Origin of the sequence: Neotabrizicola shimadae, assembly GCF_019623905.1 — a bacterium.
In the GTDB taxonomy this organism is placed as follows: Bacteria; Pseudomonadota; Alphaproteobacteria; order Rhodobacterales; family Rhodobacteraceae; genus Neotabrizicola; species Neotabrizicola shimadae.
In genome coordinates this window covers 13,935-40,236 of record NZ_CP069371.1, presented here as the reverse complement: position 1 = coordinate 40,236, position 26,302 = coordinate 13,935, and the positions used below count along the sequence as shown (strand labels likewise).

Genomic DNA, 26,302 nt, shown 5'->3' with positions numbered 1-26,302 from the left:
TCGGGTTTCCGAACATGCCAATGACCAGAAGTCAGGCGCTTGCCCAGTCAAAGACCAAGCTTCTGCATCTTCTCCCACAGCGTGGTCCGGGAGACCCGCAGAAGCTTTGCCGCCTCGCCGACCTGGCCCCCGGTTCTCTCCAGTGCGGCCGCGATCTGTGACCGCTCGGCCGCATCTCGCACCTCGGCAAGGGATCGTAGCCCGGCATCTCCGGCGCGCTCTGGAAACAGGTCCGATGTCAGCACAAGATCACCAACTGCAGCCTCGACAGCGCGCAGCAATCTGGCGCGCAGCTCGCGACCATTGCCTGGCCACTCATGCGCCCGGATGGTCTCTTCTGCGGAAGCGGCAATCCCGGTCAGCGGACTTGCCCTGCGGGCATTCATCGCGGGAAAAAGCCGGGCCGCAAGCCAGACGGCATCTTCCGGCCGCTCGGCCAGAGCCGGGATGACAATTTCATGGGACGTAAGGAGCGACTGAAGGTCGGACCGAAAATGATCAGCCCCCTTTTCCTCAAGTCGCAACCCAGCTGTCGCGATGAGCCGGAAGTCTCTTTCTCTGAGTCTGGCCAGCAGGAGGTCTTGGCAATCCGAAGGGAGGCGACCAATGCCGACAATGATCAGGCTTCCCTCACCGACATCGACGATGGCCCGAGCGAGCGTCTCGTTTTCAACTGGCCCTGCCAAGGCGTCGAGGATGATTGCAGGGGCGGCGCGTCGGTCGGAATGATCGTGAATGCGCCGAGCAAGCCGGAGTTTACCAAGCCCTGGGCCACCCCGCAGGAGAACAGGTGAAGCGCGGCCTGCCGCATCGCTCACTTGTCGGTCGACTGCTCGGGCTGCGTCGGAAATTCCGGTTTCGGGGGGCATTTCCTGATCGGCGCGCGGCTGCATCACCTGGGTCAGGCGGGTCAGGAACTGGCCGATGTCGAAGGGCTTGGCGATGTAATCCAACGCGCCGGACCGGATCAGACGCACCGCCTGATCAATTGACCCCTGTCCCGTGATGAACAGGAACGGCGGTGGGTGTCCGGTCCTTGTCAGGGTCTCGTAGAGGTCTTCGCCCGTTCCATCTGGCAGCCGGATATCGCAGATAACGGCATCGACCGGCTTTCTGGGCGTACGGATCGCGGGCAGGGCGCGCAGGATATGGCGGTGCCAGTGAACCTCGGCGCCCTCCAGCTCCAGACGCTGCACGAGCGATGCCCCCATGATTTCGTCGTCCTCGACCAGGACAATGCGTCTGCCTTCAAGCATCGCTACTGTCCTTCATCGGCAAAGTGACGCGGACGTGTGTCCGGGCATCCTTGCGCTCGTGCTGGATTTCCCCCCCGAGCCCGGACACCAGATCGTGCACGAGGCGCAGGCCTACGCCGCCGCCGGGTGGCAGGGGGCCTGATGCCAGCAATCGGTCAAGATCGGCCTGACCCAAGCCAGGACCACTGTCTGTAATCTCAATGGCAAGACTGTCCTGTTCCGCAGCTACGGATAGACCCACAATGCCATTCTGTCCCGCCGCAGCGCCCGCGTTGAGAAGGAGGTTCAGCACCACCTGACGCAAGGGCGCGGCCGGAAACCTTGCCAACTCATCCAGACCCGCTTCCACTTTCCAGTTCAGAGATTGCGCTCGGCTGGATACTTCCGGCTCGAAGAGAAGCCTGAGGTCTTCCATGTCTTCGCGGCGAAGCGCTTGGCCAATGCGGTCTAGTCGGTTCTCATCAAGAATCGCGCGGGTGACGTCTCGCAAATGCGACAACCCACGTAGCATCAGTTCTGCGGATTGGCGCACAACCTCCGGACGGTCCGAATAGGTCCGAATCGTGTCGGCTGCATTGAGGAGACCTCCAAGTGGGTTGTTCACCTCATGCGCCAGCGACGACGAAAGGCGCCCGAGGCTGACGAAGCGCTCACGCTTGGCAAGGCGACGCTCGGCCTCGGCGCGGCTTTCGACTGCCGTGGTCATCCGGTTGTACGTGAGGATCAGACGCGACAGGCCGGGGTCGCCTCTGGGAATATCCGCCTCAGAAATCGGGCGGGGTGCGCCTTGGGAATCGTCCATCGCCAGCACCAACGTGCCGACTGGTCGCAGGATCCGGGCAACCGCCAGCCAGCCGCCGAATGCGAGAACGGCAGTTGCAGCCGCGTTTCCGAACAAGAGCCACATCGAGACATTCCGACGCTCGGTCAGCAGGTCAGTCACATCAAGCTCGGTCACGATCTGACCGATCTGGCGTCCCTGAAAGAGGAGCGGTGCCATAACCCGAAGCGTGGAGTCACCGGTCATCCGGATGGCGTCCGGTGGCACCGCGTTGACCTCGAAGCCCACAACAGCTTCCCCTACTGGTGCACGTCGCGGATCGGTTGCGGCAAGGATGCGCCCGCGCTCGTCCGCCACGATCGACAGCAGCAGGCGTTGACCATCATAGGCAGAGCGGGCCCGGTCCAGAATGTCATATACCTCCCAGACATCCTGCCGCAAAACGGAGGGCCCAAGGGCAACGGACAAGCCTTCGACATGCAGCCGCGCGGTCTCTGACAGACGCGCATCCTGTACGCGGCCCAAAGCCGAAAGGACGCTTTGGCTCGCAAGAAAACCCAACAGCACCATCAGGCCGGCCATCACAAGTGGCACGCGCAAAGTTACGGGCAGATCGCGAAAGCGGGGCGCGGCTCTCATCCGTCCGCCAAGATTGCCATGCGGGCAGCGATCCCGTCGAACAGCGCATCTTCCCCCGGAATAATCCCGTCAAGGCTCAGAAGCTTCAGCGCCTGCTTGCCGAGTGGATTGTCCGAGAGAGCCAAAAGGGCAGTCCGGCACGCCTGAACGGACGGGTCGTCCATGCGATCCTTCCGCGCGACCATTGGGGGGAAACCCAGCCATTCCGAGCGGGCGATGACCTTGGTTTGGGCAGTCAGCTCCGGCTCTGCCACGCTGAGGGCTTCCCACACATAGCCGTCCACGCTGCCGGATCTCGTCAGGCCTCCCGCGACGGAACGAACAACGTTGCGGTGGCCATAGGTGAAGATCACCCTGGAAAAGAACTCCTCAGGCGTTTGGTGGTCGCGGGCGAGGTCGGACGCCGTGACGAGAAAACCGGAATTGCTGTCAGGATCTGAGAAGGCGTGCGCAGCACCACGCAGATCTGACAAGGTCGTTGCTGCGTCGTCCTTGCCGACGATCAGGTAGGATTGATAGAGCGGCTGTCCTCTCCAGACCGGTACGCCGAGCAGCGAAAGTTCGATCCGATGCTGAAGATAAGGAAAACCGCAGGTCCAGGCGGCATCGACAGAGCCGTCGAGCAGGGCGCCAGAAATCTCCTGATAGGTTCGGCGCTGGACGAGCTCGATCTCTTGTCCCATGCCTTGCGATAAAGCCAGCCGGAGGGCATCGATGACTGCGGCGTCATTGTCGAGGAAGACTGGCGTAAGGGCAAACTTGAAGGGCGCGGGGCCTTGAGCCCAGCCTCTTGTAATAACGAAAGGCGCGGCCACGGCAGCCGCACCAAAAAGCACCGCGCGGCGTGTGCTCTGCATCTCTGTCCTCCTCGCGGCGCGTCTCCCCTCGCACCAACTTTGATGTCCTGCATCCTTGAACAAGCTTGTCCTATGGCGCACGAAATCGTAAATCGACGATATACGGAAACGGATCGGCTTGGAAAGCGTCAAGATGGCAACAGACGAAACGACCACCGCCGCTTTGGCGAAAGCGCTTGCGCATCCGGCACGTATCCGGATCCTCCGCCTGCTTCAGGCGACGCCCGGATGTATTGGCGGCGAGATCGTCGGGGCGGTCGGTCTGGCGCAATCGACGGTGTCAGAGCATCTCCGCATCTTGAAGGCTGCGGGCGTGATCACCGGCGAGATTGACGGACCGCGGGTCTGCTACGCGCTGAACCCGGCCGCACTCGCCCCGCTTGCCGAACTGATCATGGGCCTGACCCCACCACCCAATGGAGCCTGCTGCATTCCAGGTGCGAGGGAAAACGCATGAGTCTCTTCGAACGCTGGCTGACCCTTTGGGTCGCCCTGTGCATTCTTGCGGGCCTGCTCTTGGGCAACCTGATGCCCGAACTGTTCGCTGCCCTGGCCGGTCTTGAATACGCCTCGGTCAATCTTGTCGTGGCGATACTCATCTGGGCGATGGTATATCCGATGATGATCGCCATCGACTTCGGGTCGCTGAAGGACGTCGGACGCAGGCCAAAGGGGCTGGTCATCACGCTGGTCATCAATTGGCTGATCAAGCCGTTCACCATGGCCGCCCTTGGCGTGCTGTTCTTCAACCACCTCTTTGCTGGTCTAATCGACCCGGCTAAGGCCCCGGAATACATTGCAGGCCTGATCCTCTTGGGCGCAGCCCCCTGCACCGCGATGGTCTTTATCTGGTCGCAGCTGACCGAGGGCGACCCGAACTACACGCTGGTGCAGGTCAGTGTGAATGACCTCGTCATGGTGGTGGCCTTCGCTCCCATCGTGGCCTTCCTCTTGGGAGTGACCGATATCAACGTCCCTTGGGAGACGCTGATCTTGTCCGTCGTTCTCTACATTGTCATCCCACTGATCGCTGGGGCACTCACGCGGCGCGCCCTGATGTTGCGCGGGGGTGAGGCGGCCGTCAGCGCCTTTAACACCCGGATCAAGCCAGCCTCAGTTCTCGGGCTCCTCCTGACTGTAGTGCTTCTGTTCGGGTTCCAAGGGCCGGTGATCATCGCAGAGCCCCTGCTGATTGCCCTGATCGCCGTGCCGATCATCATTCAGTCCTATGGCATCTTCGCGCTCGGGTATGCTTGGGCTTTTGCGTGGAAGCTGCCGCACAGGGTGGCGGCTCCTTGCGCGCTGATCGGGACGTCGAACTTCTTTGAGTTGGCCGTGGCAGTGGCCATCGGCCTTTTCGGTCTCAACTCCGGTGCTGCGTTGGCCACGGTGGTCGGCGTCCTTGTCGAAGTGCCGGTGATGCTGTCGCTCGTAGCCTTTGCCAACCGCACCCGCGACAGGTTCCCAGAATGACCGATACGCCCAATATCGAAGACGCGCTGTTAACGGGCATTGACGAGGCGGCGCTGATGACCCCGCAGCACAAAACTCATGCCCCGCGCATCCTGATCCTCTATGGCTCGCTTCGCCCGCGCAGTTTCAGCCGACTATCGGGTGAGGAGGCCGGGCGCATCCTGACGCGGCTTGGGGCGGAGGTGCGGTTCTTCAACCCGTCCGGCCTGCCGCTTGTCGATGACGGTGTGAACGCGACGCACCCCAAGGTCCGCGAGTTGCGCGATTTGGTGGCATGGAGCGAGGGAATGGTGTGGTCCTCGCCCGAACGTCACGGCGCGATGACCGGACTGATGAAGACGCAGATCGACTGGATTCCGCTTTCCGACGGTGCGGTGCGTCCAACCCAAGGCAAGACACTGGCGGTGATGCAGGTCTCGGGCGGGTCCCAAAGCTTCAACGCGGTCAACCAGATGCGCATTCTGGGGCGCTGGATGCGACTGATCACCATTCCCAACCAATCCTCGATCCCGAAAGCGTTTCAGGAGTTCGACGCCGAAGGCAGGATGCACCCTTCGCCGCTCTACGATCGGATTGTCGATGTCATGGAGGAGCTGATGAAGTTCACCCTGCTGACCCGGGACCGGGCGGATTACCTTGTCGACCGCTATTCCGAACGCAAGGAAAGCGCTGAGGCGTTGATGAAGCGGGTGAACCTGTCGGCCGCGACTTGACCCGAGATGGGTCAGCCGCCCTGCTGCATCATCTTCTCATGCACCGCCAGCATGCCGCGCGCAGCCATGTCCGAGACCTCGGCGGCATGAACCTGCAAGGCGGTTACCACTTCGGGATCGGTCGAGGTCTGAACGACCACAATGCCCTCGTCGGTGACCTCGATTTCCGAGGTGATCTTGTCGCCGCGTTGAAAAAAGATGTCCAGCGTCGGGCTTTGGATGAAGATTTTCGGATCATCCAGGTTTTCAACCCGGCCGATCATGCCAGTTACATGGCTGACCAGATTGGCCATCACCTTGGGGTCAGAAGACCTTGTGACGGTGCGGATGCCGTCGGGCAGGTTGGTCACTTCGCGGGTGAAGGACTCAAAATTGCGAAACATCACCCCAAGTTCGGCACTTTCTTCAGGGCTGGCGTTTTCGCCCCGCAAGCCGGGCATGTTGACCTCGTCATGGCCGGTGCCGTCCATGCCGTGCCCATGCTGCCCGCCGTGCATATGGCCCATCATCTGCGCCATGGCGGGGCCGCGCAGATAGATCGCGCCACCTGCCAGCACCGCAACCACCACCAGTGCAGCCGCCGCCTTGCGCCCCTTGCTGTTCAGTATCGCCATTCCACACGCTCCACTTCGTCATTGCACAAACCCATGACAGATCACACCACAGGAGCATATGATCGCGATCATGCCAGATGATCTTTTCCCCCTTTTCGACGGCGGTTTTTCCCGGACCTTGGCCCGGGATGAGTCCCTGTTTCTGACCGGAGCGCCGGTTCGTTCGATGTTTCTGGTCACCGAAGGTCAGGTTGATCTGATCCGCCACACCCAATCCGGCCTGCGCATTCTGCTTCACCGCGCGGGAACCGGGGCTGTTCTGGCCGAGGCCTCCGCCTATTCGAATGCCTATCACTGCGACGGAACCGCAGCCTGCCCTGCGCAAGTGCAGTCCATTGCCTTGGGAACGTTTCGCGCCCGGCTGGATGCCAGCCCTGATTGGGCAAAGGCTTGGGCGGCAAGTTTGGCACATGGCTTGCAAGGATCACGTCTGAACGCGGCCATCCGTTCCATGCGCACGGTCGAAGAACGGCTGGAGGCTTGGCTGGCCGGTGGTAAAGCCCTGCCGCCCAAGGGCCAATGGTCCACACTAGCCGAGACGTTGGGCGTCACCCGAGAGGCGCTTTACCGCGAATTGTCAAAACGACAAGACGCTGGTTAGAGTGCGAAATCGGTGTCGCCGTCGCCAGGATCTGATGCCGGATGCAGTTGCCCAATCAGGATGAAAAATCGGCATGCGCCCTGTCGCAGGGGTTGCGCTCCAGTTGCAAGGTGACATTAGCGATGCCATGCGTCTTGGCTAAGGCATCCGTCACCCGATCAAGGAAGGCGTCGGGGTCGGAGCCCTGCCAGACCAGATGCACGGCCAGCGCGGTGCGCGTGGTGGACAGCGGCCAGATGTGCAAATCGTGCAGGCTTTGCACACCGTCCTGTCGCCCCAGCCAATTGAGCTACTCCCCAAGTCTTGGACAGTTTCCGTGTTGATTTAAGCTACGGCCTGCACCTGCTGATCGGTTTTGGTTGCGTTGAAGTAGACCATAGCGGGCGGTTGACCGCCATGGGCGGCATGGGGCCGAAGGTGGTTGTAGAAGGTGATCCAGCGTCCGACGCCAGCCCGGGTCTGTGACCCAGTTTCCCAGGCGTGCAGATAGACGCATTCGTATTTCAGGGACCGCCAGAGACGCTCGATGAAGATGTTGTCCAGATACCGGGCTTTGCCGTCCATTGATATCTTGATCTTGGCCCGCTTCAAGCGATCCGTCCAGTCGAAGGATGTGAACTGGCTGCCCTGGTCGGTATTCATGATCTCGGGCGGGCCGAACTTGTGGATGGCATCGTTCAGCGCCTCCACGCAGAAGTCTGCCTCCAGCGTATTCGAGATACGCCAGGCCAGCACCTTGCGCGTGAACCAGTCCATGATGGCCACCAGATAAAGGAACCCTTTGCGCATCGGCAGATATGTGATGTCGGCGCACCAGACTTGATTGGGACGATCAATCCGCAGCCCGCCCAGCAGGTAGGGGTAGGTCGTGTGGCCCTTCGCAGGCTTGCTGGTATTGGGTTTTTGGTAGATCGGCATCAGTCGCATAAGGCGCATCAGTCGCCGGATGCGCTTCTCATTCACGGCATGACCCTCGTTCTGCAGGTGCCATGTCATTTGCCGGACGCCGTAGAACGGCGTGTCCAGAAACTGCTTGTCGACCTTCAACATCAGGTCAAGGTTCATCGCCGTCTCGCCCTGCGGTGCATAGTAAAACGACGACCGCGAGATCGACAGCAGGCGGCATTGCTCCCCGACCGACAACTGGGGGTGGGTTCGCTCAATCATGCCACGCCTCACTTCCCGGTCCAGGGCTTGAGCTTTCGTGACAAAAAATCGTTGGCGACCGCCAGCTCTCCGATCTTGGCATGCAGATCACGGACAGTTTCCTCAGCAATCTCGGCGGTGGCCGCCGCCTGACCGCCACGCTCGAAGATGCCTGCGGCACCTTCCAGCAGCGCCTTCTTCCACTGGTGGATCATCGTCGGGTGGACCTCATAAGCGGTCGCCAATTCCGAAACCGTCCGCTCGCCCTTCAGCGCCTCCAGCGCAACACGGGCCTTGAACGCCGCATCATGGTTCCTGCGTTTCGACATATTCTGATCCCCTCGAATTGGGGATCAGCAGACCTCAGATCGTAGCTTCCGTCACTGTCCGATTTTCAGGGGGTAGCTCAAATCGGCAATGGCGGCACGGTCAATCTCGAACGGTACCCCGTCAAGGCTTAGGTGCAGGGCTTCACGGAACAATCCGGCTGCGGTGACAGCGATCAGCAGGCTGACCGCGATGGCCACGGCAGAGTCAAGCCAATCCCATCCGGTGAACATGATCCCGGCCGCCGCCAGCACCACGGCGCCCGAAACCGCCGCATCTGCCGCCATGTGCAGGAACGCGCCCTTCGCGTTCAGATCGCCCTTGCGCGAAGACATGAACAAGAGCGCAGAGCCGGTGTTCACCCCGATCCCGATCAGGGCGACCAGCATCACCGTCAGGCCGGGCACGGCGACTGGGTCAGACAGCCGCTGCACCGCCTCCCAAGTCACCGCACCGACACCCACCAGAATGGCGATGGCGTTGAACAGCGCTGCAAGGATCGTGGCCCGCCCCAGACCCCAGGTATGCCGCGCCGTCACCACCCGCTTGGCCAGCACCGCAGCCCCCCAGGCGATCAGTAGCCCGGCCACATCCGTCAGGTTGTGCGCCGCGTCGGCCAAAAGGGCGAGCGATCCCGTAATCCAGCCCGCAGAACCTTCCACGAGAACGTAGGCCGCGTTCAGGCCAACGGCCCAGCGGAACGCAGGACCAAGATCGGCGGACGGGCTGTGGTCATGATCGTGGGCCATTTGGTCAGACCTTTCGGGTCAACGTGCCTTCCATTGGCACCGCCCCGGACAGCGTGTTCGAGATGGTGCCGTATTTCAGGATGTTGCGATGCAAGAGTTCCAACCGCTGATCCGTCTCGGGACTGTCCACGGTGATCTGATAGCGGATCAGCGTCAGCTTGGGTGGCGCGTCCTGGCGGATCGCCTCCAACGCAACCTCTGCACCCTCGATCTGGAAGGCCAGCATCGGTGTCACCCGCTCGATCCCTTTCAGCATGCAGGCGGCAAGGGCTGACAGCAGCAGTTCGACCGGGTTCATCGCATCACGCCGCCCGGCCATGTCGGTGTCCAGCACCATCTCGGCCTCCTTAGCCACCGCAATGCTGCCGTGGCTGTCGATGCGGCGGGCAGATACACGATACTCCGTCACAGCAGGCGTCCGATTTCTTCGGCGGTCAGCACCTTGCCCGCGGACAGCACTTTTTCATCCACGACCAGGCCGGGCGTGGACATGATGCCATAGGCTGCGATTTCGGCAAAGTCGGTGACCTTGACGATCTGGGCGTCCTTGCCCGCCGCAACAGCTGCGGCCTTGGCGTTCTCGCCCAATGTCACGCATTTCTTGCAGCCTGAGCCGAGGATCTTGATGATCATGATCTGTCCTATCAGATGAACCAGTGAGTGATGGCGTTGAAGGTGAAGCCGATGGTAAGGATGCCCACGGTCACCACGCCGGTGAACGTGGCCAGTAGCGGCAGCTTGACCACGCGTTTGAGCATGATCAGCGAGGGCAGCGACAGCGCCGTCACCGCCATCATGAAGGCCAGAACGGTGCCCAGACCCACGCCTTTACCCACCAATGCCTCGGCAATCGGTAGGGTGCCGAAGATGTCGGCGTACATTGGGATGCCTATCAGCGTAGCTACCGGCACCGCCCACCATTTGTCTTGCCCCAGCAACGCACTGATGGTTTCTGCGGGAACCCAGTTGTGGATGGCCGCACCAATGCCGACCCCGATCAGCACATAGGGCCAGACCTTGTGGATGATATCGAGCACCTGGTCGCGGGCGAAGGCCACGCGCTCGGCCCGGCTCAACGTCTCATCCGCATCCGTGACCGGCACGTTGCGAACGAAGGCGGCGACCTGATCCTCCATCCCCAGCTTGCCGATGATCGTGCCGCCGATGATAGCCACCAAGAGGCCTACGCCGACATAGGCCAGCGCGATGGGCCAGCTGAAGATCGACGCGAGCAGGATGACTGAGGCCATGTCCACGAGCGGTGAAGAAATCAGGAATGAGAACGTCACCCCAAGCGGCAAACCGGCAGCGGTAAAGCCGATGAACAACGGGATGGAGGAGCAGGAGCAGAACGGCGTGATGGTGCCCAGAAGCGCGCCAAGGATGTTTGCGCCGATCCCCGACCGACCGCCAAGGATGCGCCGCGTGCGTTCGGGCGGGAAATAGCTTTGCACATAGGAGATGACGAAGATCAGCACCGAAAGCAGGATGAAGATCTTGATCACGTCATAGACAAAGAACTGCACCGAGCCGCCAATGCGCGAGGCCGGGTCCAGCCCGATCGCCTCAACCCCGGCTGTCACCAGATCGGACAGCCACAGCATCCGCAAAAGCTGGTCGTTCATCCAGGTGAAGAGGTTCATGCCATCACCTCTTCGACCAACGCCGCCGTTAACAGCGCGCGTAGATGCGGCGGCAGATCAGTCCTGATCCGGTAGCGCACCCATTGCGCATCCCGCCGGTCTACTACCAGCCCCGCCTGCTTCAACACCTGCATGTGCCGCGACATCCGGCTTTGCGTCGCGCCCAACTTGCGCATGAGTTCGCAGACGCAATGCTCCGAGCCGTCCGACAGGAGACGGATCGCCTCAAGACGGGTTGGTTCGGCAAGGGCGGAAAGGACTGAGACGATCATCAGGGAACTCCACTTCATGCGCATCTGCGCATAAGCGGGCGATGTCCGCTGTGATCTGGATCAATCAACCAGGCATTCCGACTCGGGTTGTCATGAAACCTTCATTGGACGCACTCTTTTACTTCCTTTAATCGGGAATTATGGAACAGAATCGCGCCACTCACGCATTTGCCACCCTCGGCCATCCCGGTCGGATGGCTGTCTTTCGTCTCTTGATGCGCTTCGCCCCGCAGGGCGTGCGGCCAACCGAGATCGCCGAGGCGCTCGGGATGAAACAGAACACGCTGTCGCACCACCTGGCAGACCTGACGGCGTCTGGCCTCGTGCAGGTCACGCGGGTTGGCCGGTCCCTGTATTACGCCGTCGATCTGGACACGACCGAAGGATTGATTGGCTACCTCGCCCTCGATGTGGGTCGTGCCCGGCCCGATCTTCTTGCCCCCTTGCTCTTTCCACCAAAGGACGCCGCCCAAATGGACCCGAATATCCCCGACACCGACTTCGACGTGCTTTTCATCTGCTCAGGCAACTCGGCCCGCTCGATCTTTGCAGAGGCTTTGCTCCGCGATCTGGGGAAGGGCAAGTTCCAGGCCTTTTCTGCCGGAACGCGCCCCAACACCGAGTTGAACCCCTTCGCGCTGGAAATCCTGAAGCGCAACGGCCATGACACCTCGTTACTGCGATCCAAGCACATCTCGGAGTTCCAACAGCCCGGCGCGATCGTGATGGATTTCGTCTTCACCGTCTGCGACACAGCGGCGGCCGAGGAATGTCCGCCCTGGCCGGGTCAGCCCATCACCGGCCATTGGGGCTTGCCAGACCCGGTGAAAGCAACGGGAACGGACGCTGAGAAAGCTCTTGTCTTTGCCCAGACCTACGCCGGTCTGCGGCGCCGCATCATGACCTTCGTCGAGCTGCCTTTTGAGTCGCTCAGCCGGATGTCACTCCAATCTCGTGTTGATGCTATCGGCACTGACAGCAAAGCAAAGGCCTGACCCTCATGACCCGCATCGCCCTTAACGGCCTTGGCCGCATTGGAAAGCTTGTCCTGCGCGATCTGATCGACACTGGCGCGGGGGGCGACATTGTCCTCTTGAACGACCCCGTCGGCGATGCCGAACAGCACGCCCTGCTGATGGAATTCGACTCCGTCCATGGCCGCTGGCGCACGCCGGTCGCGGCCGGTGAAGGAGCACTGGTTCTGAACGGCCAGACTATCCGGCTAACGCATGAGAAGACTATCGAAGCACTGCCGCTGGCGGAACTGGGCGTTGATCTGGTCATCGACTGCACGGGGGTCTTCAAGACCGCCGCAAAGGTGGCACCTTACTATGCCGCCGGGGTCAAGAAAGTGGTCGTCTCGGCCCCGGTCAAGGATGGTGGCGCGCTGAACCTGGTCTATGGCGTCAATCATCACCTTTACGATGGCTCGCAGACACTGGTCACTGCGGCCTCCTGCACGACGAACTGCCTCGCCCCCGTGGTCAAGGTGATCCACGAGGCGCTTGGCATCCGCCATGGATCGATCACCACGATCCATGATGTCACCAACACCCAGACCATCGTGGACCGCCCGGCCAAGGACATGCGCCGTGCGCGGTCCGCACTTTTGAACCTGATCCCCACCACAACAGGCAGCGCCACGGCAATCACCCTGATCTACCCCGAACTGAAGGGCCGGCTGAACGGTCATGCCGTGCGGGTGCCGCTCTTGAACGCCTCGCTGACCGATTGCGTGTTCGAGGTAGAGCGGGCGACGACAGTCGAGGAAGTGAACGCCCTGTTCAAGGCTGCCTCAGAGGGGCTGCTGAATGGCATTCTGGGGTATGAGACGCGCCCCCTGGTGTCATGCGACTTCACCAACGATCCGCGGTCATCCATTATCGATGCGCTGTCGACCATGGTCATCAATGGCACGCAGGTGAAAATCTACGCCTGGTATGACAACGAGTGGGGCTATTCCTGCCGCCTCGCCGACATCGCGCGGATGGTCGCGGGGTCGCTGTGACCGAAGCCGTGACCACGGCCGCCCCGCCGCCGAACCCGTTGCGCGCTTATGCTGCCGTTACAGCGGCTTACTGGGCCTTCATGCTGTCCGACGGCGCGCTGCGTATGCTGGTGCTGCTCCACTTCAACAGCCTTGGCTTCACGCCGGTACAACTTGCGTGGCTGTTCCTGCTTTATGAGGTGGCGGGCATCGTGACCAACCTTGCGGCAGGCTGGCTGGCCGCGCGCTTCGGGCTGGCTGCAACGCTGTACGGCGGGCTTGCCTTACAGATTGGGGCGCTGGTGGCGCTTGCCCAGCTTGACCCATCGTGGGGTGTTGCCGCCTCGGTCGCCTTTGTCATGGCCGTTCAGGGCGTGTCAGGCGTGGCCAAGGATCTGGCCAAGATGTCTTCGAAATCCGCCGTGAAACTGCTTGCGCCCAAGGAGGACGGTGGCCTCTTCCGCTGGGTGGCGTTGCTGACCGGGTCGAAGAATGCCGTGAAGGGGCTGGGCTTCTTTCTTGGCGCGGTGCTTTTGGCGTTGGCAGGGTTTCAGATAGCGGTCTGGGGCATGGCTGCGGTGCTTGCGGTCATCCTGATTGCGGTTGTTCTGTTCTTGCCAGCGGGCTTGCCCGGACGGATGAAATCCGAAGAGGCCTGGGGCGGCTGGCGGTCGAAAGACGCACGGGTGAACCGTCTGAGCCTCGCCCGCATGTTCCTGTTCGGTGCGCGCGATGTGTGGTTCGTCGTTGGCATCCCGGTTTATTTCCAATCTGTGCTATCCGACGGTACCGCCGAAGGGCGGCGCGAGGCATTCTTCCTGATCGGCAGCTTCCTTGCGCTCTGGATCATCGCCTATGGCGCGGTGCAGGCATTTGCCCCACGGCTTCTGGGTGGCAAAGGGCAACCCGAGGCCGAGACGACCCGCAAGGCCATTCTCTGGGCCGGACTTCTGGTGCCGATCCCGTTCCTCTTGGCCGGGGCGGCATGGGCGGCAGAAGGACCCGCGCCATGGCTGACGGCCACGCTGATCGGCGGGTTGCTGCTGTTCGGCTTTGTCTTTGCGGTAAATTCCTCTGTTCATTCTTACCTGATCCTCGCCTTCGGATCGGCGGAACGGATCACGCGGGATGTGGGCTTTTACTACATGGCCAACGCCGCAGGGCGCCTGATCGGCACGTTGCTCTCGGGCCTCAGCTACCAGATTGGCGGGCTGCCTCTCTGCCTTGCCACCGCTGGCGTCATGGCTCTTGCAAGCTGGCTGGCGGCACGCAGGCTCAGTTCCGCCTGAGCAGGAACAGCGCCGCTGTAGCCAGCACACCGACCATTGCGGTCAGCCAAATCGCTTGCAAACCCCAAGTCGCCAACGCCGCACCGAAGATAAGCGGAGCGGCAGCTTGGAGCAAACGGGCTGGCGCATTGAGCCAACCAAGACGCGCGCCATAGCCAGCCGCCCCAAATAGGGCGAGCGGCAAGGTGCCTTTGGCAATGGTCAGGATACCGTTGCCAGCCCCGTGCAATATGGCAAATCCATAGGCAGCGGGGCCACCGAAAACCACAAGGCATACCGCAGCCAGCGGATGGGCCGATGCCGCCAGTCGGGCCGATGCCAGCGGATGGAACCGCCGCAACAAACCGAACTCCAGTATACGCGCCGCTACCTGGGCTGGGCCGATCAGGGCGCCTGCAGCGATGGCGACGGCCGTGCTGGCCCCGGCTGCTTGCAGCAACCCCGGCAGATGCGCGGCCATGGCAGTCGAATTGAACCAGGTTGCTGCAAAGACAAAAGCCAGCAACCAGAGCGCTAAGCGTGGGGGAGGTGGTCCCTCGACCGTGTCTGGCATTGGGGCAGTGATCTTCTGCGCTCCTCTGGGCAGAAGCGCGTTCAGCGGGAGCGCAAGAAAGAGGTGGATCAGTGCCCAGCCAATGCAGGCCTCGCGCCAGCCCCAGCTTGCCAGCATCAGCCCTGATAGGGGCCAACCTACAGTACTGGCAAATCCAGCAATCAGGGTAATGCCGGTGATTGGTCCCCGTGCCTCCTTGCCGTAGATGCCTGCCAACGAGGCAAATGCCGCCTCGTAGAGCCCCATGCCCATGCCAAGCCCGATGATCGCCCAACCGGCGAACAACACGACCGGAGAAGGCGCTGCCGCCAGCAACGCCAGTCCCGCGGCAAAGATCAAGTTCGACAGCATCAGCACGCCCCGCCCGCCGATCCGGTCGATCCGTGCCCCCGCCCAAGGCCCGATCGTGGCCGAAACCACCATCGCTATGGAAAACGCTCCGAACACCCAGACAGGCGACAGGCCGAAGCTGGCCGCCATCGGTGCGGCCAGAACGGCAGGTATGTAGTAGCTGGACGCCCAACCTATCGTTTGCGCGATGCCAAGCACCGTGACGATCCAGCTGCGACGGTCGGGCGGCGGCGTCAACAGCATGCGGCGACCTTTGTCAGCTCAACTTTGGTCTCGCAAGCGCAACCCGTTGCGCCATTTTCCTTGGCCACCTCATCCTGAGCGCAGCATGCATTAGCACGCTTCGTGGCCGGCCCTCCGCAGCAGCTTGCAGCCACGGCCTGCAATGATTTAGGACCTGGGCCATTGCAGACGCCAGTCTCCGGCAAGTCAAGTTCCACCCGGGCTGCCGCAACATGATCTCCGGCAAGGGCTGCAACGATCGAACGCACCTGCTCATGCCCCGTGGCCAAAAGGAAAGTCGGCGCCCGGCCATAGGACTTCATCCCCGCGATGTAGAATTCGGGTTCGGGATGTGCGAGTTCCATTGCCCCATGAGGCCGCACCGTGCCGCAGGAATGTTGGTTCGGGTCAATCAGAGGGGCGAGAACCGGCGGGCATTCCAAGCCTGCATCAAGAGACACCCGAAGCTCTCGAAGGATGGAGAGATCAGGCCGAAAGCCTGTCGCAATCACCAATTCTTCAACCTCAATCTGCCGGCCATCCGTCGCGGTCGCTTTCATCGCGGTGGCTCCTTCGACGGACGCAAGGCGGAAACCGCTTTCCAGCTTGATGCGGCCTTCCTTTACCAGCCGCGCAAGCTCCGTCCCAAGGGCACCCCGCGCGGCCAGCTGGTCAGCCGCTCCGCCGCCCAAGGCCCGCGTGATCGTAGGTGCGCGGCAAAGCCAGATCACTTGCGTAGCTGGCAGATCAGACAGGGCGATCAGCGTTCCAATGGCCGAGTGCCCGCCGCCAAGCACCGCAACCTGCTTACCAGCAAAGCGCGACCTGTCCTGCCCGGCCACGTCAGGCATTCCATAGCTGATCCGCGCGTTGCCGGTTTCGCCCGACACAGGGCGACCCGCACCGCCCGGGTTCGGCTGGAACCATGTCCCGGTCGCGTCGATCACGGCATCCGCGCGAAGCAATTCCGGGCCGGACGTCCCTTCGGTTTCGATCACGAAAGGCGTTTGCTCACGGCCCGCATCCTTGACCTTGTCGATCCCATCGCGCGAGACCGCCACGACACGGCGACCAAGGCGCAGCCACGACGAAAGTGACCGACCGAGCGGTTCCAAGTAGTCTGTCAAGAGATCAGCCCCGGTCGGATGTACCTCCGGGACCGGTCGTTTCCAGCCCGCCGCTTCCAGTCTGCGTACTGCGGCCGCATCAATGTTGTAGCGCCAGTTTGAAAACATCGGCACGTGGTCCCAGGCCCGGACAGCGTGACCGACGGTATCGCCTTGCTCGAGAACCAAGGGGAGCATACCGCGCTCCAGAACATGCGCGGCGGCGGCAAGCCCGACCGGCCCCGCCCCAAGGATCGCAACTGTCTTTGTCATTCCGCTGTTCCTTTTCTGCTAGAAATATCGAAATATAGAGGCTGAGGATATGGCCTCAATTGCTCGTGACGGAGGCATCGGCACAGCATTCGGCAGCCAGATCGTCGATCAGTCCGCGCATAACAGAGTAGTTCGTCCGGCAGACCAGTGAGGTGCCGGACCGCTCCTGCTGGATCAGATCAACCTGAACCAGCGCGCGGCAGTGGTGTGACAGCGTGGAACCAGGAATGCCCAGCTTTTCTTGAATCTGGCCCATCGAAAGCCCAGTCTCGCCCGCACGCACAAGCAAGCGATACAGGCGCAGGCGCGTCGAGTTTCCAAGAGCGGCGAGGCGAGATGCCGCAATGTCGATGTCCATGGAAGCTACTCCTTCTGCGGTATTTCTAGCATTATAGAAATACAGTGCAAGCACGTTTTTCTAGCCCTTTGATCGACCAGCAGTTCGACAAAAGGGAGCGTCCTTGATCTCCATCGCATCGACATGCCTTGCTTGGCGAGGTGCAGCACACTGTCAGAAGCGTGGTTCAGGGTCAGGCACTTGAAACGATCGATGCCGTGTTCACCGTACTACCTGGCAATCTCTCCTGCAATTACGGCACGTCCGTGGACCGCGAGGATTGCAGCAAACTTTGGGCAGCCGAACTGTCGGACGACGTCCAGGACACGAGCATCGTAGGCAGCCTGACCGATCAACCGGCACAGATCCGATGCATGGAACTGTCGGTTGGAACAGGGCGCGGCGCGGATCAGATCATGAAGCTCCTGCATCTTGGGATCTTCTTTGGCCAACGGTTCAGGCTCTGATGAAGATGTTGGAACCATGCTTGATGAACCGGTCCGCCAGCGGCGCATGAAGCCGAGCAAGTATCCAGCTGGAACACGGGCATTTCCACGTGCCCGGTTGAAGGCAAGGAACCGCTCCCAGATCGCCTGCGTGTCGACGTTCCAGCATGGCAATGCCGTCTTCGCTGCCTTGATCAGTTCGGCCCAAGGAGTATGGTGGACACTGGTTTCTGCGCCGATCTCAATGCTTCCTGCAAAGATTGTTTTGTTCTTAGATTCTCTAGATAGTGATGTGTCGCCTGAGGCTGACACGACATATGGCGAAGCATTGACCTCTTCGCTTCCTCCGAACCGAAAAAGCCAGGGTGCGAACTTCCCATTGGGCTTCCATCGGACCAGTGCCAAGCCAGAAGCTGCGAGCTCGGCCAGGAGCGCCGTCAGATGCTGCCGCGAAACCCCCGTCTTCTCAGCGAGATGCGCCAGTGTGAACGCGGCTGTCCCGCGTTTGAGGCCGTTGTAGCCATCCTTCCAGGCGATCCCATCAAGGATGATCGTCGCAAGCTTGTGTGCCGCCGTGGAGAGGGGCGTTTCGGTAATGCGGCGCAGGATGGCACCGGTGGTGAGTTCCATGATGTGTCTTTCCGTCTTGGGAAGACACCAGACCGAATGGCGTACAAAATTTCGTTCCAGCAAAGGCATTTGCCGGTTGAACGGACCCAAAGCTCGCGCTAGATTCCCACTACCACGAGGAAATCAGTGCGGCGTCGGGCCTATGGTCTGGCGTCGTTTCTGTTTCTGGGGGTCTCAGTCTTTCGATCGTGCCGGAGAGGTTGGAAGATCAGGTCATCAGTAGCGCACCTCCTCGAAGCCGTAGGTGCCCTCGTAGTCGGTCCAGTCGACGAAGACGCCTCGGAACCAGTAATCGGAACAGCTTGTCCCCGGGCGGAACGCTGAAGCGGGGGGAACGCGGGCTGGCGTGGACCTCGCCCAGGCGAAGTCGCCCTGCTCTCCGTAAGTGCCCTCGCGGACTGTCGACCAGGTGTTGCAGTCACCGTCCCTATTGCGGTGGCGCCGATACTCGATCTGGAACACATGGATCGAGCGCACGAAGTCATAAGCCGGATCAGAAATGTCTACGTCTGCCCGGTCTTGAGCCAGATAGAGCTCGGGATGGCTCCCGCCCGGTGACTGCGGGAGCGCTCCAACCTCGTCTCGCAGCGCGATCTCGAACAGTCGTTCCATGGGGGCTTTCTCGCGGTTCAAGGACGCCCGCATCGGGCAGTTCCAGATCTGCAGAGGCGGCTCGACCGGCCAGGGAGTGATCCGGGCGATGAAGACGGCGCGGGCATGGGCGCATTCTGCCGAGGCCGGCCAGCTGCCTGCGAGGCAGAGAAGGATCGCGCAGTCGACGGGATAGGCGGCAGCGGGCGCCGCAATCGATACTGAGACGGCAGTCGCTGCGACGGCGGCGGCAGCCCGTAGGGAGTTCATTGTTGGTTTCCTTGTGAAAGAGCCTGAAGGGAAGGAGCAGGGAGGCTTGATTTGGCGAGGTCAACCGTCGGGCTCGGGGCCGAGCGCCTGATAGTCGCGGATCGCGCGGTTGATCTCTTCGGACACTTCTGCTCGCGCGGCATCCAGACAGCGCAGATAGGCCTGCGCCTCATCGAAATAGGCCGTGAACTCCTGCCCGATCTCCGTCCGATACTCGATACGCGTAGCGGCATCGGTGACCGGTGCGGGCGGGATCGGCGGCAGGCAATCCAGTGGCGTCGCCGCTTGCGCTGCCCCGAAGACCAGCATGGGAAGTACCATGGAAGCGCCGAGGGGGATGGGTCTGAGGATGCGTCGGGGCATGCACCGGTCCTGAACTTCAAAACATGTGCATGAATTGCAAAACACCGCTATTGACGCAATAGGATTCTACCGCTAGTGGTGCCGTCACGTTGCGCGACGACATGTTTCTCATCAGCGCGACATGCACTATGTTCTGCCGTGAGCGTGTTGCTTCGGAAGGTGCCAACCCATGAGGAACTTGACCCCGGTGATCTTGCAGGCCGGACTGAAGGAGGCCCTGACCGAAGGCGGCATCGTCGAAGCCCTCTGTGTCGAGGACGCAAAGAAGGTTCTCAATGTCTGGCAAGGCACCTGGCGCATCCAGTTGCGCCTTGGCGACCAGACAGCCCTTCTGGTGATCTCGCGCGGGCTCGAACCCCGGGAGTTCAAGACCGTCACCGGTCTGATCTCCTTCGCGGTCGAGCTGGGTCTGACCACGGTCCCCGTTCCTTTGAAGAAGGGCGAGAAGGCGACCTGGACCCATGACGCGGAGGCGGACCCTAACTCGTGATCTGACCCACTGCGCCGGGCTGGCGCTTTGGCTTGCTGCCGGACACGGTGCAGTCGCCGAGGTCATCGACCTTGGGTCAGGGACAGAGGACTTGCGGGTTCGAGCCAGCGTCCTCGACTTTGGCAAAGAGCTTCCCAGACGCGGCGATTTGAACGGCGCCAAGTTCGCAGATGAAGCCGAGACCGATGCTGATGACGTTGGTCTCGTTGTGCTCGCGTCTTATGGCACGACCCCGAAGGGCAGGGGCCCGCGTGGCACGGCCGAGATCGAGGATCTCGTTCTCGATGTCGGCGACGACTATCTTCGCCATCCTGCGCTGAAGGCGGCCGGGCTTTCCGGGACGGAATGGCTGGCGCTTTTCCGAGCCAACATCGCCGTGGAATCCGCCTTCAATCCGGATGCGCGCTCCTCCGTCGGTGCCATCGGTCTTGGGCAGTTGATGCCAGGAACCGCTGATCTACTCGGCGTCGATCCTTATGACCCGGAAGACAACCTGCACGGCTCTGCCCGCTATCTTCTCGCCCAGCTTGAGGACTTCGGCGCTACCGATCTTGCACTCGCTGCCTACAACGCCGGACCCGAAGCGGTCCGCGACTATGGCGGCATTCCCCCTTATGCCGAAACCGAGGGCCATGTTGCCAAGGTTCTGCGGCTGACCAACGCAACCCTCAGTTCGGAGTAATTCCCATGTTCCGCAATCTTTTAGGCGCGCGTTTGCCGCGTCTGGCTTTGCACACCCTTTTGCTGGCGCTGCCCTTTGCGGCGATCTTCGCGGAGCCCGCTCTCGCGCAGAACCTCGATCCCCTCGAAAACATGCTGCAGACCGTGGTTGATGCGCTGACCGGCCCGATCGGACGCCTGATCGCAATCCTCGCCGTCGTGGCTGCGGGCTACATGATGTTCACCGGCCGACTGAACTGGCCATTGTTCCTCGCGATCTTCTTCGGCGTGGTCCTCGTCTTCTCGGCCGCGACCATCATCGACGGCTTTGCGGCCCCCTGAGGCGGGACAGGCAAAAGGCCGGGTGTCTACGCACACCCGGCCTGGCCGACCCTCCGGATGTTCCCCATGCATTACGCGCCCCTCTTTCTCGGCCTTACCAGGCCGCCGAAGATCTTCGGCCTGCCCATCGGCTACTTCGTGAGCCTGATGCTGGGCTCGGTCATCCCGTTCGTGGGCGCAAACGACTGGCGGTTTCTGCTGATCGGTGTCGTTGGCTATCCGGTCTTGTGGTTCGTGGCAGACCGCAATCCGAACCTCTTCGAAACGGTCGCGGTGGTCTTTTCCCGGACCCCGCGCACGCGAGGCAAGTCGGCCTTTGCCGGAGATCGCCATGTCAGCTGATCTCAAATCCCTCTTCCCGGCCACTCCGGCGCTTCGATCTGTCTTGCGGCCTGAGGATCTCGCAGCCGAGACCCTCGCCCGGCACTTGCCCTGGCTCTCCGCACCTGCGGACAATCTGATCCTGACCCGGCAAGGTGATCTGATCGCCTCTGCCGTGGTCGAAGGGCAGGACAGTTTCACGACGGAGGAGGGGGACCTCTCGCTCGCCACCATCTCGCTGGCGCGGCTGGTTGGCCAGTTGGGCGAAGGGTTCGGGTTCCACGTCTCCAAGCTGACCCTGCCGGACGCACCCCAGCTGAAGCCCTTCGATGGAAACGGTTGCGGAGAGGCGTTCGCGGCAATGGTGGATGCCCGCTGGCAAGGACATCTTCGCGCCCGCACGCTGAAGCGCCGGGTGCTGATGGTGTCCCTCATCCTGCGCCCGACCGCGCTGAAACGTGCCCCCCTGATTGGTGCCCTCTTCAAGGCAGCCTTCACAGGCGATGTCGGTCAGCGGATCGAACGCCTGAATGAAGCGATGGGGCTCCTTGCTGGCGCCTGCCAGGGTCTGGGCTTCCGGCACCTGAGCATCTCTTCCGGGGAATGGCTTGGTATCCTTGGCGTCCTTCTTGGGCAGCCGATGGCCAAGGTTCTGCCGATGCGCGGCCAGTTTCTTTCCGAGCCCGTCGCGTCCTCGCAGATGACGTTTTCTGGGAAGCAGGTGGAAATCGAAACCGGCGTGGGGCAGCGCTTCGGGACGATATTCGGTGTGAAGTCCTATCCTGCCCGCACCTGGGCGCGGATGCTCGATGCGTTGGAACTTCCCTACGACATCGTCATAACCAACAGCTTCACACCGGCCCGCAACAACGAGATCGAAGAGCGCATCAAGCGCACGGCACGCCAGATGCGCGCCTCCGAGGATGCCGCTGAAACCCTGCGCCAAGAGCTTTACGAGGCCGCGGACAACGTCGCCTCGGGCCGACAGGTCTTTGGCAAGCACCACCTGACGGTCATGGTCACGGCCGAGAGCCCGGAACAGCTGGAAGAGGCCGCGTCCGAAGTATGGCGGGCCGGACAGGATTGCGGGGCAACTCTGGTGCGTGAGAGCTTCGCGGCTCGCGCGGCCTGGTTTGCCCAAGCCCCGGGCAACTGGGCCTACCGGCCACGCACAGCGCTGCTGTCGGCCCAGAACTTCGCACACCTCGCGGCCCTGCATCGGGTCACGGAAGGTCGATCCAAGGTGCAGTCACCCTGGGGCGAGACGATCACGGCGCTTCCGACGGTGACCTCGAGCCTCTACCGCTTCAATTTCCACGACAAGGGCGAGCGCGGTGCCGAGCCAAGCGCCGGACACACGCTTGTGCTGGGCCGCACGGGGTCGGGCAAGACCCTCGGCACGGCCTTTCTTATGGCACAGGCGCGGCGGGTGCATGCCCGCATCCTCGTCATCGACAAGGACCGTGGCCTCGAGATGGCCGTGCGCGCTCTTGGTGGCAGCTATTCCGCGATCCGCATCGGCGAGGCGACAGGCCTCAATCCGTTCCAGACCGAGGTCGATGAGCGCGGAGCAGCCTGGCTCACCGATTGGCTGGGTGACATCCTCGCAGGTTCGCGGCCCTTCGAGACGGCCCAAACCGTGAGTCTCAACGCCGCTGTCCGTCAGATCGTTTCGGCCGATCCGCGGCTCCGGACCTTCGATGGCCTCGCAACTCTCGTCGCCTCGACTGACGATGATGGCGATCTGGTGGGCCGGGTCCGGGAATGGGGGCAGGGGGGGCGGCATGGCTGGCTCTTTGGGCCCGGCGCCACATCCCAGATCAGCCTTTCCGAAGATGTGGTCGGCATCGACATGTCCGAGATCCTTGATCTCGGGACCGAACGCTCGGCGCTGCTGGCCTATCTCTTCCGCCGCATCGAGCGGGTGATCGAGGATCGCCGTCCGACCCTCATCGTCATCGATGAGGCCTGGAAGATGCTCGACGATCCGATCTTCGAGAAGCGCCTGCACGACTGGCTGGTCACCATGCGGAAGAAGAATGCCGTGGTGATGATGCTGACCCAGACGCCAACGCATCTGACCCGGGTCAAGGTCGGGCAGATCATCGCCGAAAGCGTGGTGACGCAACTGCTCTATCCGAACCCGCGCGCCAACACCGAGGATTACCGGATCCTACGGCTGAACGAGAAAGAGGCTGAGTTCCTCTGCACGCCAACGGGTGGTTTACGCCTCGCCCTCCTGCGCTCGGCCGGGGACTCGGTCTTCGTGAACATGGACCTCGCCGCCCTCGGACCCGCGCTCGCCGTTATCGGCGGCGGCCGATCCGGCGAAGACCGCGCCCCCTATGGCTGGCGCGATACCCCCGATTTCTGGAAGGACATGACGTGACCCGACGCAACCGCCTGATCCCCGCTTCCCTTCTCGGGTTCACCCTCCTTTCGGCCTGTGCCGGCGTCGAGACGGGGGCCGTCTCCCCCTGCCACGGCCAGTTCCGGGCCGAGGGCAAATACTTCGCGGCGCGGGAGCAAAGCGATGGCACGACGGTCATCGTCTCCATGATGAACGCCCCCGACGCGCCTTGCGCGGACTGAGCCACCGCATGCGTCGCGCACCCCTCCTTCTCGGCCTTCTCCTCGGCACTGCGGTGCCCATGGGCCTTCTGGCCCAAGGCGTGCCGATCATCGACGGCTCGCGGCTCTCGAACTTCATCTCGCGACTTGCCGAACAGGCTGAAGACGCCTTGAAGCAGGGTGAGAAACTCAGCACACGCTCCGAGCTCAGCGAGATCGAAGACGACCAGCTGGCGGCCTATGAGCGTTTCCTCGCGGATACGACCGGCGTGACCCACCTCAGCGGCTTCGAGACGGGGACGGGCTCCTTTCCACCTGCCGATGAAGTCTATCCTCTTGAGGAGACCAGCCTCGAAAGCCAGCGGCTCTTTGGAGAAGGTGAGACGGTCGAGGGGATGATCATCGCGACGGCGGCGCGCTATCAGACGCATCCCGGTGTCGTGAAGGTCGGGCTCACGCCCACGACCTGGCGCATTCTTTTCCAGTCGTTGGTGAAGCAGGAAAGTGGGTTTTCCAACGCGGCGATCAGCCCGGTTGGAGCCATGGGGTTCTGCCAGTTGATGCCCGGCACCGCCGCCGATCTCGGCGTCGATCCGACCGACCCGCTGCAGAACCTCGATGGTGGCGCACGCTATCTTGCGACCCAGCTCAACAGCTTCGGCCGGATCGACTTCGCCCTCGCGGCCTATAACGCAGGGCCCGGCAACGTCCAGAAACACGGTGGCATTCCCCCCTTCGAGGAAACCCAGAACTACGTCCGCCGGATCTCAGGCTACTACGACGCCTATCTCTCGGTGATCACCGGGGCGGACGTGACGGGCACGCTGGCGGGGGTGGAGGGTGCAAGTGCCGAATGGGGCAACATGTCCTCAGCCTTCATCGGCTACTCCGGCCAGCAGTCGGCGCAGATCGAAGCGGCTATGGCCCGGATCAAGGGGTTCCTTGAAGAGGCCAAGCCCCAGACCCCGAAAGAAGCGGTCGACCAGAACACCTACATGCTCGCCGAACGCGCGCGCCTCATGGCCCTGACGCTGCGGCTGCGCGCGGGTGCCGTCAAGGTTGAGGCGGCCCATGGGCTCTCGGATGCCGCGCAAGCCCTGCAATACACGACATTCTGGGAGTATTCGGATGCACCGTAACCTCACGGCCGCAACAGCGGCGCTGTGCTTTTCTCTTCTCGGGTCAGCAGCCTTTGCGCAGGGCGTGCCTGTCATCGACGGCACCAACCTCGCCAAGAACATCGAGCAGCTGCAAGCAGCGCTCCGCGATGCGGAGAACCAGATCGCGCAGATCGAAGAGTTGAAGAAGCAAGTCGAGACCGGTCTCGAGCAGCTGACCAACCTCGAAGGCATCCTCGGGTCGATCTCGGGCCTGAACGAGATCGCGAGCCTCTACAATTCGGTAGAGGACCTGCGCTCGCGGGCGGCCAAGATCACCGATCTCTCCGGTTTCCAGGATGCGCTGACGATCGGGGATTTCGACGGGCTTCTGGACAGCCTGCTCGATGGCGACGTGACCATGGGCGACAAGATGGCCGCCGAATACATGCGCGACACGCTGGAAGGGGCCGGTTTAACCTCGGAGACGCTGGCCGGGCTGTCGTCCTCCGCCAATCCGCAGGACAAGCTCATCGCGACGACCGCGGCCACGAGTGCCACGGCCATGGGCGTGGCGCAGCTCTCCTATGAGGAAGCCGCCCAAAGCCTCGCGCGGATCGACGGTTTGGTGGCCGAAATCGCCAATCAGGAGGGCCTTAAGGAAAGCATCGACCTCAACACCCGGATGGCCGCCGAGACAAATTACATGCTCGGCCAGATGTGGCGGCTGAACGCGGCTGCGGGGCTCGCTGCCGGGCAGACGGGAGTCAACTGGGCCGCAGAGCAGGCCAAGGAAAAGAGCTTCTTCGACTATTCGGGGGCCGAATGATGCGGCGGGCTTCTTACCACGTCGCGGCACTTGCTGCGTTCGTCGGCCTTGCCAGCTTCGCTGCGGCGGAAGACATCGCCACTTTCAGCGATGTTCAGCTGATCGGAGAAACCCGGGAAGCGGTGGTAGCGCAGGATGCGGAGACCGCGCTGGACCTCCTGACCGAGATGCAGAGGCGCAGTACCGGCATCTTTGCTGCCGCTGACAGGCCTTCCTGCGAAGAGGTGATCGACCTGCCCGAGGGGATCACCGATTGGAAGTTCCGCGCAGTGGCTCGGCAGGCCTATTTCCGCGTGGCGATGTCGCGGCGGCTTGAAGAAGGCTCCTGCGTTTGCCTCTTCGACGGCTTCAGCTTCGACGCCTTCGTAACGGCCGCCTTGGGCAAGTCGACGGCAGAACTGACCGATGCAGACCGTCCGACGCTGGAACGTATCCGCGATGAAGATCGGCGTGCAACCGAGGCGCGGTTTCGCGAGCTTGAGCAAAGCTGCCGGGCCAAGTGA

The 26,302-nt window shown here is 62.1% G+C and carries 33 protein-coding genes; 16 read left to right on the top strand and 17 right to left on the bottom strand.

Annotated elements, in window-relative coordinates; translation table 11 throughout:
• Window positions 1–47: 47 nt before the first annotated feature.
• The 3 genes from JO391_RS20415 to JO391_RS20405 are packed head-to-tail and all read right to left on the bottom strand — an operon-like array spanning window position 48 to window position 3,533.
• Complete coding sequence (locus tag JO391_RS20415) at window positions 48–1,256, bottom strand: sigma-54-dependent transcriptional regulator (RefSeq protein WP_220664744.1); 1,209 nt, start codon at window positions 1,254–1,256, stop codon at window positions 48–50.
• Entirely contained in the window at window positions 1,249–2,619 is a 1,371-nt protein-coding gene (locus JO391_RS20410; RefSeq protein ID WP_259444936.1) for a sensor histidine kinase, read from the bottom strand. The genes JO391_RS20415 and JO391_RS20410 overlap by 8 nt, the downstream gene beginning before the upstream one ends.
• Window positions 2,620–2,672: 53 nt before the next feature.
• Window positions 2,673–3,533 carry a PhnD/SsuA/transferrin family substrate-binding protein gene (locus JO391_RS20405; RefSeq protein WP_220664742.1) on the bottom strand — a complete coding sequence of 287 codons (861 nt, stop codon included), beginning with the start codon at window positions 3,531–3,533 and terminating at the stop codon, window positions 2,673–2,675.
• A 118-nt stretch (window positions 3,534–3,651) separates the two neighbouring features.
• On the opposite strand from JO391_RS20405, the gene JO391_RS20400 reads away from it, so the two are divergent.
• Genes JO391_RS20400 through arsH form a run of 3 tightly spaced genes read left to right on the top strand, consistent with a single transcriptional unit; the run spans window position 3,652 to window position 5,719 of the window.
• Entirely contained in the window at window positions 3,652–3,990 is a 339-nt protein-coding gene (locus JO391_RS20400; RefSeq protein ID WP_375155716.1) for an ArsR/SmtB family transcription factor, read from the top strand.
• Window positions 3,987–5,006, top strand: coding sequence for an ACR3 family arsenite efflux transporter (gene arsB / locus JO391_RS20395; RefSeq protein ID WP_220664741.1), 1,020 nt, complete (start codon window positions 3,987–3,989; stop codon window positions 5,004–5,006). The genes JO391_RS20400 and arsB overlap by 4 nt, the downstream gene beginning before the upstream one ends.
• Window positions 5,003–5,719, top strand: coding sequence for an arsenical resistance protein ArsH (gene arsH / locus JO391_RS20390; RefSeq protein ID WP_220664740.1), 717 nt, complete (start codon window positions 5,003–5,005; stop codon window positions 5,717–5,719). The genes arsB and arsH overlap by 4 nt, the downstream gene beginning before the upstream one ends.
• 11 nt (window positions 5,720–5,730) lie before the next feature.
• Here the strand turns inward: arsH and JO391_RS20385 are convergent, their stop codons facing one another.
• Window positions 5,731–6,333: a hypothetical protein gene (locus JO391_RS20385; RefSeq protein ID WP_259444935.1), complete on the bottom strand. Its 603-nt coding sequence runs from the start codon at window positions 6,331–6,333 to the stop codon at window positions 5,731–5,733.
• 58 nt (window positions 6,334–6,391) lie between these two features.
• Between JO391_RS20385 and JO391_RS20380 the strand changes: the two genes are divergently transcribed.
• A complete protein-coding gene (locus JO391_RS20380; protein WP_220664739.1) occupies window positions 6,392–6,934 on the top strand; it encodes a Crp/Fnr family transcriptional regulator in 543 nt (180 codons plus the stop codon).
• A gap of 55 nt (window positions 6,935–6,989) precedes the next feature.
• On the opposite strand, the gene JO391_RS20375 is transcribed toward JO391_RS20380, so the two are convergent.
• From JO391_RS20375 to JO391_RS20345, 7 genes are all read right to left on the bottom strand, one after another.
• Window positions 6,990–7,196 (bottom strand): cation transporter dimerization domain-containing protein, encoded by a 207-nt coding sequence (locus JO391_RS20375; protein ID WP_220664738.1) that lies wholly within the window; start codon window positions 7,194–7,196, stop codon window positions 6,990–6,992.
• 62 nt (window positions 7,197–7,258) lie between these two features.
• Window positions 7,259–8,409, bottom strand: a protein-coding gene (locus JO391_RS20370; RefSeq protein WP_375155715.1) for an IS3 family transposase whose coding sequence is annotated in 2 segments (ribosomal slippage) — window positions 7,259–8,118 and window positions 8,118–8,409 — 1,152 coding nt in all. Because the reading frame shifts where the segments join, the coding sequence is not laid out codon by codon here.
• 51 nt (window positions 8,410–8,460) lie between these two features.
• On the bottom strand, window positions 8,461–9,156 hold the full coding sequence (locus tag JO391_RS20365) for a cation diffusion facilitator family transporter (protein ID WP_220664737.1): 696 nt from the start codon (window positions 9,154–9,156) through the stop codon (window positions 8,461–8,463).
• A gap of 4 nt (window positions 9,157–9,160) precedes the next feature.
• A complete protein-coding gene (locus tag JO391_RS20360) occupies window positions 9,161–9,565 on the bottom strand; it encodes an OsmC family protein (protein WP_220664736.1) in 405 nt (134 codons plus the stop codon).
• Entirely contained in the window at window positions 9,562–9,789 is a 228-nt protein-coding gene (locus JO391_RS20355; RefSeq protein WP_220664735.1) for a thioredoxin family protein, read from the bottom strand. The genes JO391_RS20360 and JO391_RS20355 overlap by 4 nt, the downstream gene beginning before the upstream one ends.
• Before the next feature lie 11 nt (window positions 9,790–9,800).
• Window positions 9,801–10,799: a permease gene (locus JO391_RS20350; RefSeq protein WP_220664734.1), complete on the bottom strand. Its 999-nt coding sequence runs from the start codon at window positions 10,797–10,799 to the stop codon at window positions 9,801–9,803.
• The gene (locus JO391_RS20345) at window positions 10,796–11,071 is read right to left on the bottom strand and encodes an ArsR/SmtB family transcription factor (RefSeq protein WP_220664733.1); all 276 of its coding nucleotides are present in this window, start codon (window positions 11,069–11,071) and stop codon (window positions 10,796–10,798) included. The genes JO391_RS20350 and JO391_RS20345 overlap by 4 nt, the downstream gene beginning before the upstream one ends.
• Window positions 11,072–11,211: 140 nt before the next feature.
• Between JO391_RS20345 and JO391_RS20340 the strand changes: the two genes are divergently transcribed.
• The 3 genes from JO391_RS20340 (at window position 11,212) to arsJ (ending at window position 14,347) form a co-directional block, all read left to right on the top strand.
• The gene (locus tag JO391_RS20340) at window positions 11,212–12,066 is read left to right on the top strand and encodes a metalloregulator ArsR/SmtB family transcription factor (protein WP_220664732.1); all 855 of its coding nucleotides are present in this window, start codon (window positions 11,212–11,214) and stop codon (window positions 12,064–12,066) included.
• 5 nt (window positions 12,067–12,071) lie between these two features.
• Window positions 12,072–13,079, top strand: a complete 1,008-nt coding sequence (locus tag JO391_RS20335; RefSeq protein ID WP_220664731.1) for an ArsJ-associated glyceraldehyde-3-phosphate dehydrogenase — start codon at window positions 12,072–12,074, stop codon at window positions 13,077–13,079.
• Between the two features lie 80 nt (window positions 13,080–13,159).
• Window positions 13,160–14,347: an organoarsenical effux MFS transporter ArsJ gene (arsJ, locus tag JO391_RS20330; protein WP_375155717.1), complete on the top strand. Its 1,188-nt coding sequence runs from the start codon at window positions 13,160–13,162 to the stop codon at window positions 14,345–14,347.
• Here the strand turns inward: arsJ and JO391_RS20325 are convergent.
• The 6 genes from JO391_RS20325 to JO391_RS20300 form a co-directional block, all read right to left on the bottom strand.
• A complete protein-coding gene (locus JO391_RS20325) occupies window positions 14,334–15,494 on the bottom strand; it encodes an MFS transporter (RefSeq protein WP_220664729.1) in 1,161 nt (386 codons plus the stop codon). The genes arsJ and JO391_RS20325 overlap by 14 nt on opposite strands.
• Window positions 15,485–16,852: an NAD(P)-binding domain-containing protein gene (locus JO391_RS20320; RefSeq protein ID WP_220664728.1), complete on the bottom strand. Its 1,368-nt coding sequence runs from the start codon at window positions 16,850–16,852 to the stop codon at window positions 15,485–15,487. Before JO391_RS20320 ends, JO391_RS20325 begins: the two co-directional genes overlap by 10 nt.
• 55 nt (window positions 16,853–16,907) lie before the next feature.
• Window positions 16,908–17,210 (bottom strand): ArsR/SmtB family transcription factor, encoded by a 303-nt coding sequence (locus JO391_RS20315; RefSeq protein WP_220664727.1) that lies wholly within the window; start codon window positions 17,208–17,210, stop codon window positions 16,908–16,910.
• Window positions 17,211–17,419: 209 nt separating this feature from the next.
• Window positions 17,420–18,265: a hypothetical protein gene (locus JO391_RS20310; protein ID WP_220664726.1), complete on the bottom strand. Its 846-nt coding sequence runs from the start codon at window positions 18,263–18,265 to the stop codon at window positions 17,420–17,422.
• A gap of 216 nt (window positions 18,266–18,481) precedes the next feature.
• On the bottom strand, window positions 18,482–19,126 hold the full coding sequence (locus JO391_RS20305; RefSeq protein ID WP_220664725.1) for a hypothetical protein: 645 nt from the start codon (window positions 19,124–19,126) through the stop codon (window positions 18,482–18,484).
• Window positions 19,127–19,186: 60 nt separating this feature from the next.
• On the bottom strand, window positions 19,187–19,447 hold the full coding sequence (locus JO391_RS20300) for a hypothetical protein (RefSeq protein WP_220664724.1): 261 nt from the start codon (window positions 19,445–19,447) through the stop codon (window positions 19,187–19,189).
• Between the two features lie 211 nt (window positions 19,448–19,658).
• Between JO391_RS20300 and JO391_RS20295 the strand changes: the two genes are divergently transcribed.
• The 9 genes from JO391_RS20295 (at window position 19,659) to JO391_RS20255 (ending at window position 26,302) form a co-directional block, all read left to right on the top strand.
• Entirely contained in the window at window positions 19,659–19,979 is a 321-nt protein-coding gene (locus JO391_RS20295) for a hypothetical protein (RefSeq protein ID WP_101922833.1), read from the top strand.
• A 91-nt stretch (window positions 19,980–20,070) separates the two neighbouring features.
• On the top strand, window positions 20,071–20,661 hold the full coding sequence (locus JO391_RS20290) for a lytic transglycosylase domain-containing protein (RefSeq protein WP_259444933.1): 591 nt from the start codon (window positions 20,071–20,073) through the stop codon (window positions 20,659–20,661).
• Between the two features lie 5 nt (window positions 20,662–20,666).
• Entirely contained in the window at window positions 20,667–20,981 is a 315-nt protein-coding gene (locus JO391_RS20285; protein WP_220664722.1) for a TrbC/VirB2 family protein, read from the top strand.
• A gap of 66 nt (window positions 20,982–21,047) precedes the next feature.
• On the top strand, window positions 21,048–21,323 hold the full coding sequence (locus JO391_RS20280; RefSeq protein WP_220664721.1) for a VirB3 family type IV secretion system protein: 276 nt from the start codon (window positions 21,048–21,050) through the stop codon (window positions 21,321–21,323).
• Entirely contained in the window at window positions 21,313–23,691 is a 2,379-nt protein-coding gene (locus JO391_RS20275; protein WP_220664720.1) for a VirB4 family type IV secretion system protein, read from the top strand. Before JO391_RS20280 ends, JO391_RS20275 begins: the two co-directional genes overlap by 11 nt.
• Entirely contained in the window at window positions 23,688–23,894 is a 207-nt protein-coding gene (locus JO391_RS20270; RefSeq protein WP_220664719.1) for a hypothetical protein, read from the top strand. The genes JO391_RS20275 and JO391_RS20270 overlap by 4 nt, the downstream gene beginning before the upstream one ends.
• An 8-nt stretch (window positions 23,895–23,902) precedes the next feature.
• Window positions 23,903–25,012, top strand: a complete 1,110-nt coding sequence (locus tag JO391_RS20265; protein ID WP_220664718.1) for a lytic transglycosylase domain-containing protein — start codon at window positions 23,903–23,905, stop codon at window positions 25,010–25,012.
• Window positions 25,002–25,799, top strand: coding sequence for a type IV secretion system protein (locus JO391_RS20260; protein WP_220664717.1), 798 nt, complete (start codon window positions 25,002–25,004; stop codon window positions 25,797–25,799). The genes JO391_RS20265 and JO391_RS20260 overlap by 11 nt, the downstream gene beginning before the upstream one ends.
• Window positions 25,796–26,302, top strand: a complete 507-nt coding sequence (locus tag JO391_RS20255; RefSeq protein ID WP_220664716.1) for a hypothetical protein — start codon at window positions 25,796–25,798, stop codon at window positions 26,300–26,302. The genes JO391_RS20260 and JO391_RS20255 overlap by 4 nt, the downstream gene beginning before the upstream one ends.